This is a genomic window from Staphylococcus ratti (assembly GCF_020883535.1).
GTDB classification, from domain to species: Bacteria; Bacillota; Bacilli; order Staphylococcales; family Staphylococcaceae; genus Staphylococcus; species Staphylococcus ratti.
Map to the genome: position 1 here is coordinate 190331 of NZ_CP086654.1, position 15704 is coordinate 206034.

Consider the following 15704-nt stretch of genomic DNA (forward strand, 5'->3'; position numbering starts at 1 on the left):
TTCTTGTGTTAGTTACGTAATGGTTTACCAGTTTTTAGCATGTGGCAAATACGTTGGTATGTTTTATCTGTTTTTAGTAATGCAAGGAAATGATGCTTTTCAAGTTTTTGAATGTAGCGTTGATTCACAAACGTATTTCTTGGCAATTCTCCGCCAGCGAGCACAGTGGCGATACGTAAAGCGATATCATAATCATGTGCACTAATAAAGTGGCCTTCTTTTTGTGCGTCCAGTTGTCCTTGTGCGAGTGCTATAAAATCGGCACCTAACGCAAAGTATTGTTGTTGAGGTGTAGGAAGGTAATTTGTGTCTGCTTCATATTGTGCACGTTTCAGTGCCGCTTCAACACGTTTTTCAGTATTAAAAATGATGGTATCTGTATCGCGCAAATAACCGTATCTACGTGCTTCATAGGCATTGGTTGATACTTTCGCAAAGCCAATCGTCATCAACACTTTAGACATACTTGCTTGCTTATCATTATTTAAGTGTGCAGTTTGTAAGAGGCGATTGGCCATTTCTGCAAGCCCGCCACCACTTGGTAGTAATCCTACACCAGCTTCTACAAGGCCTATATAAGTTTCACTTGCAGCAACAACAATGGGTGAATACAATACAAGTTCGCAACCGCCGCCAAGTACGCGACCATGAATGGCTGTGACGATAGGTTTAGTGCTGTATTTTAAACGATTGAAACTATGATGCAATTTTTCGATGGCTGGACCGACGACGTCATCGACGACACCTTCTTCATGTGCTTGTTTCATTTGATAAAGGTTAGCGCCTACACTAAAGTTATGACCACCAGCATAAATAACCATGCTTGTATAAGCTTCGGACTCAAGTAAATCTATCGCTTCAACCAAATCGTCTGTAAAGCCGTCTGTGATAACATTGTTGTTACTTTGAAGTTTCAGTAACAATTGTTGGTGGTGAGCAACAGCTAAATTTGAATCATCGCGATCCCAAAGGGTATCTGTAATCCATTCAGAAACAGGTGTGACGCGCTCGATAGATTCGCCTTGTTCATAAAATTGGTCACGTACGGACTCAAGCCATTCTGGAAGTTCGCCAAGTTCTTGTTGCATGCGTGTTTTCACACGTTCAAAGCCCATTAAATCCCAAAGTTGGAATGGGCCTAACTTCCAGTTGAATCCCCAAACCATAGCTCTGTCGATATCTTTATAATCTTTTGCGGCATAAGGTACATTACGTGCGGCATAATAGAAATTATTGCGCAACGTTTCCCATAAGAATTGTCCAGCCTGATCTTCAGCATTAAATATGACATCTAAATTGTGTGCCAAATCTTTTTTGAATTGTGCCAAGAGCGCAATTTGAGGTTTTTCAATCGGAATGTAATCTTGTTTTTGAGCATCGAAGACGAGACGTGTCTTTGTCTCTTTGTCTTTTTTATAGAATCCTTGTTTTGTTTTACGTCCGAGTGCACCTTTGTCATAGAGTGTGGATACAAGCGTAACATCTTTAAAAAATGGTGCTTCTTCAGGGATACGCTGTAGTCCTTTGATAACAGATACCGCGATATCCAAACCGACGAGGTCAGTTAAGGCGTATGTGCCTGTTTTAGGACGTCCGATTGATTTGCCGGTCAATGCGTCGACCTCAGGAATTGAAAGATTTTGTTGTTCAGCACGGTACATAATATCATTCATCGATTGAGTCCCGATGCGATTAGCAACGAATCCTGGGACATCATTAGCGATAATGACGCCTTTACCTAAAATGTCTTGGGCAAATGTTTGAACGTTATCAATCAAAGTTTTGTCTGTTTGACGGTTCGGAATGAGCTCCACGAGTTTCATAATGCGTGGCGGATTGAAAAAATGTAATCCGAAAAAGCGTGTTTTATCTTTATCGTTAAATACTTGTGCGATGGCTTCGATTGGAATTCCTGATGTGTTAGTTGCGAATAGCGCATCTTTACGCGCAACTTTTGCGACTTGTTTCCAAATGGTATGTTTGACTTCTAAATCTTCTTTAACGGCTTCAATATAAAGATCAGCATCTGTGTGTGCCAAATCATCATTGAAATTACCGTACGTCAAATTAGAAGCGTATTGTAAGTCGAAAAGTAGTGGGCGCTTTGGGTCTGTAATTTTATCGTATGCTTTTTTTGAAATTTTATTCGGATCATTTTCATCAACGACAATATCAAGTAGTTTCACTTTAAGGCCTGCATTGACAAAGAGGGCGGCAAGTTGAGCGCCCATTGTGCCAGCGCCTAAGACAGTAATTGTATTAATAGTCATAGTGATTCATTCCTCCTTTAAAAAGTGAGATGTCTAAATAAATGCAGATGCACCAGTTAATGCACGTCCAATAACGAGCGCATTAATTTCATGTGTACCTTCATAGGTATAAATCGCTTCGGCATCTGAGAAAAAGCGAGCAATGTCATACTCTCCAGCAAGAATCCCATTTCCTCCAGTAACGCCGCGTCCCATGGCAACAGATTCTCTTAAACGCAGTGCATTCATCATTTTTGCTGTCGACGTAGCCACTTCATCATATTCTCCATTAGCTTGTTTACGTGCCAATGCTGCGCATATCGCCATAGCATGTGCCAAATTCCCTTGAATCATCGATACTTTTTCTTGTACGAGTTGGTACTGGCTAATGGATTTGCCAAATTGTTTACGCTGTTTAACATAATCAAGTGTGGCACGTAACGTACCAGCCAACGCACCAGTCGCCATGTAAGCAACCCCAGCGCGTGTAGAGTAAAGAATTTTGGCGATATCTTTGAAAGAGGTGATATTTTGTAGGCGATCTGCTTCTTTGACTTGGACATTATTTAATTTAATATGGGCATTCGGTACAATACGCAAGGCAATCTTGTCTTGAAGTATATCGATATCAACACCTTCTTGGTCAGGTGTGACGACAAAGCAATGTGGTTTACCCGTCTCTTTATTGACTGCAAAGACAGGAATAACATCAGAAACATGTGCACCACCAATCCATTTCTTTTCGCCATTGATTAACCAGACATCGCCTTTTTTCTCTGCAGTTGTGGTCAATCCACCAGCAACATCAGATCCATGTTCAGGTTCAGTTAAAGCAAAACATGTCCGTAATTCATGCGATTGCAATTTTGGAATATATTTGGCAACTTGTTCTTTAGAACCACCAAATAAAAAAGTATTGTGACCTAACCCTTGATGGACACCAAGCAATGTTGCTAAGGAAACATCAAAACGTGCTAACGTATAAGCCATAAAAAATTGAAATAACTGGCTAGGGGTTTTTGCGCCATCGCGATCTTTGTAGAGCAGAGGGTTGGTAAAGTAATTCAGTTTTCCAATCTCTTCGAAAAAGTCTTCAGGAACAGTCGCCTCTACCCAATGACGATTGACCGTTTTGCGATATTTTGATTCAAGTAAATCATCGAGTTGTTTAAGTAGTTCGAGTTCACCATCTGTTAAATCTTTGGCAATACTTAAAATATCTTCAGGATAAAGAGCATTAAGTAAGTCTTCACGATTTGTCATAAGAAAAGCCTCCCTTTTATTAATGAAAACGCTTACAAAAGAAATTAAAATTTTTTAGTCTTGTAACTCTAATTGTTGGGCCTTTTTATTCATCATATCTTGGATTGCCAGTTTGTCTGGTTTTTGTGTAGAATTCAATGGCATATAGGTCACAGGTTGATACATACGCGGTACTTTGTATCCTGCCAGTTTTTCACGCATAAACCCATCTAATTTTGTGGCATAATCTGGATCTTTTTCGCGTAAAATAATAGCGGCAGCAATCGATTCACCATATTTTGGATGGTCGTATCCTACGACAACACACCGGTCTATGAGTGGGTGTTGTGCAAGCACCGTTTCGACTTCTGATGGCAAGACGTTTTCACCGCCGGTAATGATGAGCTCTTTTTTGCGATCGATAATGAAAATGTCTCCATCTTCATCTTTTTTAGCTAAGTCTCCAGTGAGCAAATAAGCACCATGGAAGATTTTGGCAGTCTCTTCAGGTTTTCCCCAATAACCTGGCGTCACATTTTTCGCTTTAATTGCGAGTTCACCAATTTCACCGATACCGACTTCGTTTTTAGCGTCGTCTAAAATGATACTTTCTACAAACATGACAGATTTCCCGATACTCATCGGTTTTTTGCGGGCATTTTCAGGTGTATTGACCATGACAAGAGGCGCTTCTGTTAGGCCATAACCGTTAATAATATTGACGCCATATTTTTTGAAAGCTGCTTGAATACTCGGTAAAGGTTGCGAACCGCCTTGAATAACGTATTTCATTTTTCTAAAGTTTTCTGGGTTGAAGTTGGGTTGTGTGAGCGTTGCATAATACATGGTAGGAATCATAATGAGAAAGCTAGGTTCGTATTTTGCGATTAAGTCATTTAATGCTTCGCCATTAAAATAGCGTTGGAGAATGAGGGTGCCACCAGCCATCAATGTTGGTAAAACGGTATCATTAAAGCCAAGTACATGAAACATCGGTGTCGAAATAATGGTCGTATAATCTGAATTGAATTTGTACGTCAATTCAATATTCGTCCCGTTGTTCACAAAAGAGTCATATGAGAACATGACGCCTTTCGGTTCGCCTGTAGTGCCACTCGTATAAATTAAGGCAGCTAAGTCATTTGCTTCTACTTTAATGGCTTTAAACGGGCGATGATGGTTTGGATTCACGATGTCTTCGTATTCTGGACTGTCGATATCCATGTGAAGCAGATGCGGATCGACATCAGTGAGTGAACTCAAATGTTTTTGCGCATAAAATAATATTTTTAATTTTGAGTCTTGAACAATGGCTGCGATTTCTTTTGGGTTGAGGCGCCAATTAATAGGCAGAAAAACAGCCCCCATTTTGAATGAAGCAAAAAGTAAATCGAGTAGTGCGACATCGTTTGGCGCAAAAACGCCGACAACATCTCCTTTACGAATGCCTTGAGATGTTAAATAATGCGCCATGTTATCTCCCCGAATATTAAGTTGTTGATAGGTCCACTGTGTCTTTTTTAAAGGATCAATGACAGCAGGCTTTTCAATGTCAAAATCGGAGCGCGTTTTAATCCAATCAAAATTCATAACGTATACCCCTTTCAATCGACGATAGTGAAATAGGTGTGTGATGTTGCGATACATTTTCACGTCTCATCGTTAGAATAGAACTGCTCTTTCTACTTAGTGCGTTGAGTTAGAATGGTTGTGAATGGATTGAGATAATTGCCCCCATACGTCGTTATAAATCGTGTGATCTATCGTCGTTAATGTCTCAGAAATCTTCGGTCTAAATGCCATATGTTGTAAGACATCTTGCTCTAAATCAAGACCGGGCGCAATTTCTGTCAATGTTAAACCGTCGTCTTGCAATTCAAATACTGCACGATCGGTAACAAAAGTGACTTCTTGGTTTTGCGCTTTTGCATAAGCTGCATTAAAGTCGATATGGCTCACTTCAGAAACAAATTTTTGCGTAGTGACCGTCTCTTGAGGTTCAAGTTTTCCTTCAATAATATTCAGTTTGCCACCCGCAACTAAAGCGCCACAAAAGACCAATCTTTGGACAGATTGGCTAATGTCAATAAAGCCACCGCACCCGTTCATGCGATTACCAAAAAAGGAGACATTCACATTTCCATTGGCATCGACTTCTGCAAAGCTCATATAAGCGACGGAGACCCCACCATTATAAATAAAATCCCAAGTCAATTCGTGACGTAAACGCGCTTCAGTATTATAGTTCATACCAAAATAGTTTCGGCTTCCAAAGAATCCACCAAAAATGCCTGTATCCATCAACGGGAGTACTGCATCTTCAACATGTTCCTCATGCAGGAGGTTAGTCAATTCGTTGTTAATGCCAAAACCAATACTAACCGTATCACCGTAATTTAATAATTGAGCGGCGCGTCGTAAAATTAATTTTCGTGTTGTAAAAGGGAGCGGGGGTTCTGGAAATGTAGCAATATGTCGTTCGCCGGAAAGCTCTGGCTGATAATAAGTTTGAATGAGTTGGTGATGAAAGTGCTTGTCTGTAGAAACATAAACAAAGTCTACAAGTGCCCCTGGAATGAAGACGTCATTCGGATTCTGTTGACCAGCATCAACGATTTCTTTTACTTGTACAATCACCTTACCACCATGTGCTTTAGCATTTAAAGCAACACTGTAACTTTCGCCTAAGTGTGCTTCATGTGTCATATAAATGTTGCCTTTCGTATCAGCATATGTCCCTCTAAGTATTGCTACATCTACAGCTGGTAATACATAGTGTAAATACGTCTGATCTTTCAATTCTACCCGTGTTACTAAATCTTCAGTAGTCGTTGCGTTGGCTTTGCCTCCTTGGTATTTTGGATCAACACCTGTGTTGAGACCAATTTTTGTCAACACACCGGGCGTAATCGCATTCGTTTGACGATAATGTGTTGCGATAACACCTTGAGGTAAGAAATAGGCTTCAACAGCATTCGATTTAATCGCATTTGCCGTTTTAGGAGAAGCGGTCATAATGCTCATAATCAAGCGTTTCACCATACCGCGCTCAACGAAATCATCAAGTTCTACTGTAAAACCGCCACTACTAATATCGTTTGCTAACATCATTGTTAAATTTTTCGGAGACTGGGTCTCATCATATTGCGTTAAGATAAGTTGTAACACTTCGGCAGGAAGGTTTGACACAGTTAATGCAGCAAGTCCGATGACATCTCCATCTTGCACAATGTTTTTAACTTCTGATTGCTTAATATGCTTCATGGCTTCACCCCTTTGTATAATTTAAACGGACTGCTTCTCTATCGTGTAAACCCTTACAAAAAATATAACATATGTCATAAAATTGTAAAAATATTATGACGTTAATTTCTGATAATTCTCAAAAATATTTGCAATTTTATTAAATTTGCATGCACTTTTTATGTGAATAAAGGGTAGTAGGAAAGGAACGAGGGTTAAAGGGAGAATTGAAACCTTTAGAGAAGAATGGCGTTTGGCAAATGTTTGAATGAACGAATCTGGATTTGTATGACAATAGATGAATTTCACGTTATTTTAACGGAATATTAGAGAGGTGGGAAATAGATGAATCAATGTATTGTAATTATGGGATCGCCAGGAAGTGGAAAGTCTACCCTTGCGATGAAAGTGGCGCAAAAAACAGGTTTGCCTTTATATCATATGGATGCTTTGTTTTGGGAAGGAAATAAGAACATCTCAGAGGAAGTGCTTATCGAAAGATTACAAAGTGTAGTGGATCGAGAAGCGTGGATTATTGATGGCAACTATAAAAACACATTAGAAATGCGTGTTGCTAAAGCAGACGTTGTGATTTGGCTTAAAGCACCGAGATGGAAATGCATCATGCGCGTGATCTATCGTTATTTCAAAGATAAGCTTCAAAAAGGGCCAGGAAATAATCCAAATATTTTAGAGTTCAAATTTCTCAAATATATTTGGAACTTCCCGCAAAATAGCTTCCCCGAAATGGAACGTATTTATGAAAAATATCAAAATGAATGTCGTTGGATAGTAGTTTAATACAAGATGGGATAGGTCAGGAACTTAGAATATATCCAAAGAGGTTGTTCGTTTTTGTCACATTATGAATATTTTGTTGCAACGTCGACGATTCAAATGTGTTTTCAAAATCGTCATTCTTGATGACCTAGCCCCGCCATTTTACAGTTGTCCCAAAACAACGACAACTGTCAGGGCGGGCATTTAAATTGTATTTAGTGGAATGCTATGTTTAAATGTAACTATAATAGTTACATTTATGGAGAGAGAAAATGAATTTAGAATTTAACATTGCGATTCATGTGATGTGTTTTTTAGTCAAACATTCTGAAGAAAGATGGAGTAGTAAAGCGTTAGCAGATTCAGTCTGTATTCATCCGGTTCAAATTCGACGTGTCACAGCCAAGTTAATAGAGCTAGGCTATATTGAAGGTCATCGAGGTAAGCAAGGGGGCTATCAAGCCAATCAACAAACAGCCCATGTCCCGTTAACAGCACTTTATGATGTATTTATTCCGCAACATATGACAGATTATCGTGTGCTGACAGGGGGAATAGAAAATACATGCCTGATCTCAAGACAAATTGGAACGACGATGCACGCTTTTTACGAAACAGAACGTGAACGCGCTAAAACAGTATATGAAGGACAAACGATTCAAATGATTTTAGAAAAATTATTAAAGGAGTCTAAATAATGAAAACATACGATATTGTTGTCATAGGATTTGGTAAAGCAGGTAAAACATTGGCAAAAACAGCAGCGACAAAAGGGAAGTCTGTCGCAATGATAGAACAATCGCCCAAAATGTATGGCGGAACATGTATTAATATTGGATGTATCCCATCTAAGACGCTCATTCATGCCAGTGAAACACAATTGAATTTTTCAGAGGCCATGACGCGTAAAAGTGAGGTTGTTAATGCATTAAACAAAAAGAATTATCACAACCTCGCAGATGAAGCAAAAATTGATGTGTACGATGCTAAAGCGCAGTTCAAAACAGAACATGAAGTTGCATTAGTGAATGCGGATAACGAGGTTGAGGATACGATTCGTGGCGACGTTGTCGTAATTAATACAGGCGCTTCCCCAGTGATTCCCAAAATTGAAGGTATCTCAACATCAAAACGTATTTATGATTCTACAGGAATTATGGAATTATCATCGCAACCTAAACGTTTAGTTATTGTAGGTGGCGGCTATATTGCGTTAGAATTTGCATCACTTTTCGCAAGTTTTGGTACGGAAGTAACAGTGCTTGAGCGCAATGAACACGTTTTAACAAACGAAGATAATGATATTGCAGCACAAGCGATTCAAGACTTAAAAGACAAAGGCGTTCAAATTGTTACAGAAGCAGAAACGAAAGCAATTAAAGACCAAGATGATGAAACAATTGTTGAAACATCACAAGGACAATTCCATGCGGACGCAATTTTACTTGCGACTGGCCGTCAACCGAATACAGATTTAAATTTAGATGCGGTAGGTATTCAACTAGGCGATAAAGGCGAAATCAAAGTGAATCCACATTTACAAACGGCAGTTTCGCATATTTATGCGGTTGGCGATGTTAAAGGCGGTCCTCAATTTACGTATGTATCATTAGATGACTTCAGAATAGTGAGCGACCATTTACTTGGTGAGGGACAACGTACAACAGAAAATCGTGGAGACATTCCATATACAGTCTTTATTGATCCACCGTTGTCAAGAGTAGGACTTACTGCTGACGAAGCCCAAGCAGAAGGATATACGATTAAAGAAGGTAAACTGCCAGTAAATCAAATTCCGCGTCATAAAATTAATGCGGATCCACGAGGACTTTTTAAAGTCGTTGTCGATGCCCAAACACATCGTATTTTAGGTGCAACGCTTTACGGTGCACATTCTGAAGAGTTGATAAACTTAATTCATTTAGCGATGAAACAAGGTACAACGTATGACGTATTACGTGATATGATGTATACACATCCGACAATGGCCGAATCATTTAACGATTTATTTAAAATATAAGCACATCAATAGTATCGACACCCTTATCATTGTATCTAGCATTCAATGATAGGGGTGTTTTTATATGAAGTTACTTTATTCATGACTTGGCAAATAGAAGAAATCGTTTGTTTCATTTTTAAATTTAAAATACGTTTGTATCAACCCTATTCAATAAAAAATTCATTTGCTAAATAAGAAAAAGCATGCTAATTTATATGTAAACGTTTACACATTGGAGGGTGAATACGTTGGCAACCATTAAAGAAGTGGCAAACTATGCAAAGGTTTCTGTTGCGACAGTATCTAGAGCCATCAATGGCAATGGATACGTCAAACAGGAGACGCGCAAAAAAATTGAAGAAGCCATTCAAGCGTTGAATTATAAGCCTAATGAAGTGGCACGTGCACTTAATATGAAAACGTCTAAAATGTTAGGCTTACTTTTACCAGATATGAGTAACCCGTTTTTTACAGTTGTTGCACGTGGCGTTGAAGACAAGGCTATGGAGCGCGGCTATCACATTATGATTGGCAATGGCGCAATGGATGAAACGAAAGAATGCAATTATTTATCGATGTTCAAAGTGAATCAATGTAGCGGTGTGATTGCGTCGCAACTTTCTACGGCACACGCCTTCAATCAACTACAAACTTTAAATACGCCGTATGTGTTAATTGATCGCGTCTATGAAGGGGCGGCATGTGTTGAGGCGGACCATATTCAAGGAGGAAGGTTACAAGCTAAAACCATTCTTGAAGGAGGAGCTACTTCCGTTTTATTACTGCATCAAAATTTGGATTATACCTCATTTAAAGCCCGTTTTGACGCTGCGAAAAAAGTACTTACTGAAGCAAGGTGTCATGTTGTGACATTGGAAGAGGAGCATCTTAATGCTGAAACATTCGTAGCGCACATACAGCGAGAAGCGATTGATAGTGTCATTTGTAGTAATGATGTCATGGCTTTTAAAGTCATGAAATGGTTGAATAATCACGGTTTAGCAGTCCCGGAAGCGGTTCAAGTTATCGGTTACGATGATATTTCATTTGCATCGATGTTTATCCCTAGCTTAACGACTGTACGTCAGCCTGCGTATGCGCTTGGACAATATGCTGCACAACAAATGATCGATGAACTGGAAGGCATCGCACCGAAAACATCTAAAAAATTAAAAGTCGAAATCGTACATCGAAGTTCAACGAGGAGGTTAAAACAATGAAAAAAATATTTGTAATTGGTAGCGTCTCTATGGATTTAGTAGTTTCAACATCTGTAGTACCTCGTAAAGGTGAAACAGTATTAGGAGATTTATTTTTTACAACAACTGGGGGTAAAGGTGCCAATCAAGCTGTAGCAGCAGCCCGTCTCGGTAACAATGTTCATATGATTGGGCGTATTGGAGATGATGATTTTGGACAAGAAATTGTACAAAATTTTAAACGTAATCAAGTCGACGTTACAGGTTTAAACGTTGTTCCTGAAATGGCTACAGGCACAGCGCATATTACATTAGCCGATAATGATAACAGTATCATTGTAGTGCCGTCAGCCAACAATGAAGTGACGTACGACAATATAAAAGCACAACTTGAAAGTATTCAATCTGGAGATATTGTGCTACTTCAACAAGAAATTCCAGCTGATACAGTTGAAAAAGTACTCGCACATTGTAAAAAGCGTGGCATTACGTCTATTTTAAACCCTGCTCCTTACCGAGCGGTGGATGAAGCTGTTATCGACAATGCGGATATTATTACGCCAAACGAAACAGAAAGTAAGGCACTATTTGAAGGAAAACTTGATGACGCATTAGAACGCTATCCTAACAAATTAATTGTCACAATAGGCGATAAAGGGGCGCGTTATTTTAATGGCCAAGAGCATATTACCGTTAAAGGCTTCAAACGTGAAGTTAAAGATACGACAGGTGCTGGGGATACATTTAACGGCGCACTTGCTGTAGGACTACAAAAAGGATTTGCTCTAGATAAAGCCATTGAACTTGCGAATCTTGCAGCAAGTTTCTCTGTTACTGGTATGGGAGCACAAGGGGGCATGCCAACGTGGGAAGAAGTAAGAGGTGAACTGAATGTATAAAACAGGCACATTAAACAGTGACATTTCGACAGTGTTAAGCCAATTAGGACATACCGACCGTATCTTAATTGCTGATTGTGGTTTGCCAATACCTGAAGGTGTGAAGCGTATCGATTTAGCTTTAAAGTTTGGTCAACCTTCTTTTGAAGAAGTATTGGAAGAAATCATGCAACATATGATGATTGAAAAAGCTTTGGTAGCCGAAGAAATGCAACAACATAATGCAGAATTATTACAAAAAATACAAGATGACATACCGTCGCTAACATTCGTTTCCCATGATGAGCTGAAACATTTGTCTAAAAATGTGAAAGCCATTATACGAACGGGCGAAGCGACACCTTATGCCAATATTATTCTGCAAAGTGATGTCTTATTTTAGGAGGAATGCGACATGATAACGATGCGACAAATCCATAAAGCTTTTGGAGAAAATAAAGTGTTACAAGGTGTGGATTTTACGCTAAAGCCTGGCACGGTTCATGCGCTTATGGGTGAAAATGGAGCAGGGAAATCGACCTTAATGAAAATTTTAATGGGCATTCATCAAAAAGATGAAGGTGACATTCTTTTTTCCGGACAACCAAAAGCATTTAACAATCCGAAAGAAGCGGAACAAGAAGGGTTGACTTTTATACATCAAGAGTTAAATATTTGGCCGGAATTAACCGTCCTCGAAAATATGTTTATTGGTAAAGAGATAAAAAATAAATTTGGAATGTTAAAAACAGCAGAAATGGAAAAGCAAGCTGCAACAACATTTGAAAAGCTAAATTTTAAAATTCCACTACATAAAGAAGCGAAACACTGTTCTATCGGTGAACAACAAATGATAGAAATCGCAAAAGCCTTAATGACAGATGCCAAAGTGATTGTCATGGACGAACCAACTGCTACACTCACAGACGCAGAAATTACAGAACTTTTCAAAATGATCCGTCTGTTAAAAGCGCAAGGCGTGGCATTCGTTTATATTTCACATCGAATGGCAGAAATATTCGAAATATCTGATGAAATTACAGTTATGCGTGATGGCTGCACGGTTTTTTATAAACCTACAAAAGAAACCGCTTACAAAGAAATTGTTAGAGCGATGGTTGGAAGAGACTTGGAAGACCAATATCCACAACGCCATTATGCCCCTCAAAATGTTGTTTTGAAAGTGTTGAACTTGAGTAATCCTAAACATCACATTAAAGATGTGGCATTCGAGTTGAGAGAAGGCGAAATTCTTGGTGTGAGTGGACTTATGGGCGCAGGTCGTACAGAAATGATGCGCAGCCTTTTTGGAGTGGATAATGGTGCGCATCACGTTGAAATCAATGGGAAACCGGTCACTATTAAAACGCCAGAGGATGCCAAGAAACACGGATTGGCGTTTATTACAGAAAATCGCAAAGATGAAGGACTTATTTTAGATTTTTCAATTCGTGACAATATGATTTTACCATCACTCAAAAGTTTTGCTAGCAATGGTTTTGTTAAAGAAAAAGAAGCCAATCAATTTGTCGATAAAATGCGTGAACGGCTCAATATTAAAACACCGCATCAGCGACGTGTGGCGACATTATCTGGTGGAAATCAACAAAAAGTGGTACTTGCAAAATGGATCGGTACGGCCCCGCGCATCATAATTTTTGATGAACCTACGCGAGGCATTGATGTTGGTGCAAAGCGCGAAATTTATCAATTGATGAATGAACTTACAGAACGCGGTGTCTCTATAATTATGATTTCATCGGAATTGCCCGAGGTGATTGGTATGAGTGATCGTGTAATGGTTGTACACGAAGGACGCATCGCTGGAGATTTAACCGGCAATCGTGTAACAGAAGAAAATATAATGACGCTCGCAACAGGAGGAACTTTAAATGAAACAGTTAACAGCTAAAACAGCACTATTTGAAAAGTTAATTCCATTTGTCGGACTCATCTTACTTGTAGTGATTATTAGTGTTTTAAACCCAGCATTTTTAGATTTATCAAATTTACTCAACTTGCTTAGACAAGTTTCCATTAATGGATTAATTGCATTCGGTATGACTTTCGTTATTTTAACGGGAGGTATCGATTTATCCGTCGGCTCGATACTTGCACTTTCTTCAGCATTTATTGCTTTAATGATTACGAGTGGTATAGATCCTATTATCGCCATTATTATTGGCGTTTTAGCTGGTGCGGTATTAGGTATGCTGAATGGTTTATTTGTAGCAAAAGGGAATATGGCACCTTTTATCGTTACACTTGCAACAATGACGATTTTTAGAGGGATTACGCTTGTCATTACAGACGGCAATCCGATAACAAATTTAGGTGACAGTTATTTATTTCAACTTTTTGGAAAAGGGTATTTGTTAGCCATTCCAGTGCCGGCGGTCACAATGACTATCGTGTTTATTGTACTTTTTATCATTTTACATAAAACAACATTTGGGCGTCACACTTACGCCATTGGTGGAAATGAAGTGGCAGCCAAAATATCAGGAATTAAAGTCAATCGCGTTAAAATTTTAATTTATGGTATTTCAGGATTTATGGCTGCATTAGCCGGAGCTATTTTGACGTCACGTTTAAACTCAGCACAACCGACTGCAGGGACAGCTTACGAATTAGACGCAATTGCTGCAGTAGTATTAGGAGGAACATCTTTAACAGGTGGAAAAGGACGTATTGTCGGTACACTTATCGGTGTGCTGATTATCGGTGTATTGAATAATGGATTGAACTTACTTGGCGTCTCTGCGTTCTATCAACAAGTGGTTAAAGGCGTTGTTATTTTAATCGCTGTGCTCATTGATCGTAAAAAATAATGGAAAGTAGGCGATATGAATGAAAAAGGCAGTCGTTTTCATACTGGCATGTATGGTCATCTTGGCAGGCTGTACATTAGAATCTCCTGTCAAAAAAGATAAAAGTGGAAAAACAAACAAAAGTAAGTCAGACATAACGATAGGGGTAAGCATTTCGACCTTAAATAATCCTTTCTTTGTGACGATTAAAAACAATATTGAAAAAGAAGCTAAAAAACAAGGAATGAAAGTAAAAGTCGTAGATGCACGTGATGATTCCGCTAAACAAACGAATGATATCGAAGACCTTGTACAACAACAAGTGGATTATTTAATTGTGAATCCTACAGATTCAAGTGCAATTTCAAGTTCGGTCCAATCAGCGAATTACGAAGGGATTCCAGTTATTACATTAGATCGTTCTGTTGACAAAGGTGATGTTGCGTCATTTATCGCTTCTGATAATATTGAAGGCGGTAAAATGGGCGGACAATTTATTGTGGACAAAGTAGGTAAAAATGCTAAAGTTGCAGAACTTGAAGGTGTTCCAGGTGCAAGCGCAACGCGTGAGCGTGGAAAAGGTTTTCATGAAATTGCTGATAAGCAACTCAATATTGTTTCTAAGCAAAGTGCGAAATTTGATCGAGCAGAAGGACTCAATGTCACACAAAATATGATACAAGCGCATCCAGATATTAAAGCGATTTTTGCACATAATGACGAAATGGCATTAGGAGCGATTGAAGCGATCGGTGATAAAGACATTACAGTAGTAGGATTTGATGGTAACGAGGATGCGATGAAAGCCATTCAAAACAAAAAGCTTGATGCTACGGTGGCGCAACAACCGCAATTGATGGGGAAAGCAGCCGTACAAACGATTTTAAAATTAATGGACGGCAAAAAAGTAGATAAAGAAATAAAAATACCGTTAAAACTAGAAACTCAAAAGTAATAAGGCATTTGAAATCATATTTTAAAAATAAATACACCAGATTTTCTCTTTTGAACGCAACAAACCCCTGACGCGACCAGACGTCAGGGGTATTATTGAGGGTTTTAAAATAGGTTGAACGTATCGGCTGTTACAACCGTATGTAACAATACCGCATGTTTAGGAGAACCATATGTGTGTATCGCTTTGTCGCAATAACCACCCTATTTAATTGACCTTGTATGGGTGAGGTGGATGTTATGTAGGGGACCCAACCTACCTCCAAGGCCTTCAGATTTGGACGACGAGCATGTGCATAATATTTCTGAATTACGATGCATTTTTGGAGGATGTAATGCCAGAAAAA

Annotated in this window: 13 protein-coding genes; 9 read left to right on the plus strand and 4 right to left on the minus strand. The window is 39.0% G+C overall.

All coding sequences use genetic code 11. From position 1 onward, the window contains the following. Window positions 1-8 precede the first annotated feature (8 nt). The 4 genes from fadB to fadX form a co-directional block, all read right to left on the minus strand. Window positions 9-2270, minus strand: coding sequence for a 3-hydroxyacyl-CoA dehydrogenase/crotonase FadB (gene fadB, locus LN051_RS00805; protein ID WP_229292740.1), 2262 nt, complete (start codon window positions 2268-2270; stop codon window positions 9-11). 33 nt (window positions 2271-2303) lie between these two features. Further along, the gene (fadE, locus tag LN051_RS00810) at window positions 2304-3512 is read right to left on the minus strand and encodes an acyl-CoA dehydrogenase FadE (RefSeq protein ID WP_229292741.1); all 1209 of its coding nucleotides are present in this window, start codon (window positions 3510-3512) and stop codon (window positions 2304-2306) included. Between the two features lie 54 nt (window positions 3513-3566). Continuing rightward, window positions 3567-5081 (minus strand): long-chain-fatty-acid--CoA ligase FadD, encoded by a 1515-nt coding sequence (gene fadD / locus LN051_RS00815; protein WP_229292742.1) that lies wholly within the window; start codon window positions 5079-5081, stop codon window positions 3567-3569. Between the two features lie 96 nt (window positions 5082-5177). Then, on the minus strand, window positions 5178-6755 hold the full coding sequence (gene fadX, locus LN051_RS00820; protein ID WP_229292743.1) for a fatty acid degradation protein FadX: 1578 nt from the start codon (window positions 6753-6755) through the stop codon (window positions 5178-5180). A 324-nt stretch (window positions 6756-7079) separates the two neighbouring features. On the opposite strand from fadX, the gene LN051_RS00825 reads away from it, so the two are divergent. From LN051_RS00825 to LN051_RS00865, 9 genes are all read left to right on the plus strand, one after another. Next, window positions 7080-7535: an AAA family ATPase gene (locus LN051_RS00825; RefSeq protein ID WP_229292744.1), complete on the plus strand. Its 456-nt coding sequence runs from the start codon at window positions 7080-7082 to the stop codon at window positions 7533-7535. Window positions 7536-7786: 251 nt separating this feature from the next. Then, window positions 7787-8212 (plus strand): redox-sensitive transcriptional regulator HypR, encoded by a 426-nt coding sequence (gene hypR / locus LN051_RS00830; RefSeq protein ID WP_229292745.1) that lies wholly within the window; start codon window positions 7787-7789, stop codon window positions 8210-8212. Beyond that, a complete protein-coding gene (merA, locus tag LN051_RS00835) occupies window positions 8212-9534 on the plus strand; it encodes a hypothiocyanous acid reductase MerA (RefSeq protein ID WP_229292746.1) in 1323 nt (440 codons plus the stop codon). The genes hypR and merA overlap by 1 nt, the downstream gene beginning before the upstream one ends. 230 nt (window positions 9535-9764) lie before the next feature. After that, window positions 9765-10736, plus strand: coding sequence for a LacI family DNA-binding transcriptional regulator (locus LN051_RS00840; protein WP_229292747.1), 972 nt, complete (start codon window positions 9765-9767; stop codon window positions 10734-10736). Then, window positions 10733-11614 carry a ribokinase gene (gene rbsK, locus LN051_RS00845; protein WP_229292748.1) on the plus strand — a complete coding sequence of 294 codons (882 nt, stop codon included), beginning with the start codon at window positions 10733-10735 and terminating at the stop codon, window positions 11612-11614. Before LN051_RS00840 ends, rbsK begins: the two co-directional genes overlap by 4 nt. Then, complete coding sequence (gene rbsD / locus LN051_RS00850) at window positions 11607-11996, plus strand: D-ribose pyranase (RefSeq protein ID WP_229292749.1); 390 nt, start codon at window positions 11607-11609, stop codon at window positions 11994-11996. The genes rbsK and rbsD overlap by 8 nt, the downstream gene beginning before the upstream one ends. 12 nt (window positions 11997-12008) lie before the next feature. After that, window positions 12009-13505 carry a sugar ABC transporter ATP-binding protein gene (locus LN051_RS00855; protein WP_229292750.1) on the plus strand — a complete coding sequence of 499 codons (1497 nt, stop codon included), beginning with the start codon at window positions 12009-12011 and terminating at the stop codon, window positions 13503-13505. Then, window positions 13486-14424 carry an ABC transporter permease subunit gene (locus LN051_RS00860; protein ID WP_229292751.1) on the plus strand — a complete coding sequence of 313 codons (939 nt, stop codon included), beginning with the start codon at window positions 13486-13488 and terminating at the stop codon, window positions 14422-14424. Before LN051_RS00855 ends, LN051_RS00860 begins: the two co-directional genes overlap by 20 nt. A 19-nt stretch (window positions 14425-14443) precedes the next feature. After that, a complete protein-coding gene (locus tag LN051_RS00865) occupies window positions 14444-15358 on the plus strand; it encodes a D-ribose ABC transporter substrate-binding protein (protein WP_229292752.1) in 915 nt (304 codons plus the stop codon). Window positions 15359-15704: the final 346 nt, after the last annotated feature.

Excerpts from the sequence above, each read along its gene's own strand:
- fadB (WP_229292740.1), bottom strand. The coding sequence starts at position 2,270 with ATGACTATTAATACAATTACTGTCTTAGGCGCTGGCACAATGGGCGCT.
- fadD (WP_229292742.1), bottom strand. The coding sequence starts at position 5,081 with ATGAATTTTGATTGGATTAAAACGCGCTCCGATTTTGACATTGAAAAG.
- hypR (WP_229292745.1), top strand. The coding sequence starts at position 7,787 with ATGAATTTAGAATTTAACATTGCGATTCATGTGATGTGTTTTTTAGTC.
- LN051_RS00855 (WP_229292750.1), top strand. The coding sequence starts at position 12,009 with ATGATAACGATGCGACAAATCCATAAAGCTTTTGGAGAAAATAAAGTG.
- LN051_RS00865 (WP_229292752.1), top strand. The coding sequence starts at position 14,444 with ATGAAAAAGGCAGTCGTTTTCATACTGGCATGTATGGTCATCTTGGCA.
- LN051_RS00860 (WP_229292751.1), top strand. The coding sequence starts at position 13,486 with ATGAAACAGTTAACAGCTAAAACAGCACTATTTGAAAAGTTAATTCCA.
- fadE (WP_229292741.1), bottom strand. The coding sequence starts at position 3,512 with ATGACAAATCGTGAAGACTTACTTAATGCTCTTTATCCTGAAGATATT.
- merA (WP_229292746.1), top strand. The coding sequence starts at position 8,212 with ATGAAAACATACGATATTGTTGTCATAGGATTTGGTAAAGCAGGTAAA.
- LN051_RS00825 (WP_229292744.1), top strand. The coding sequence starts at position 7,080 with ATGAATCAATGTATTGTAATTATGGGATCGCCAGGAAGTGGAAAGTCT.
- rbsD (WP_229292749.1), top strand. The coding sequence starts at position 11,607 with ATGTATAAAACAGGCACATTAAACAGTGACATTTCGACAGTGTTAAGC.
- rbsK (WP_229292748.1), top strand. The coding sequence starts at position 10,733 with ATGAAAAAAATATTTGTAATTGGTAGCGTCTCTATGGATTTAGTAGTT.
- fadX (WP_229292743.1), bottom strand. The coding sequence starts at position 6,755 with ATGAAGCATATTAAGCAATCAGAAGTTAAAAACATTGTGCAAGATGGA.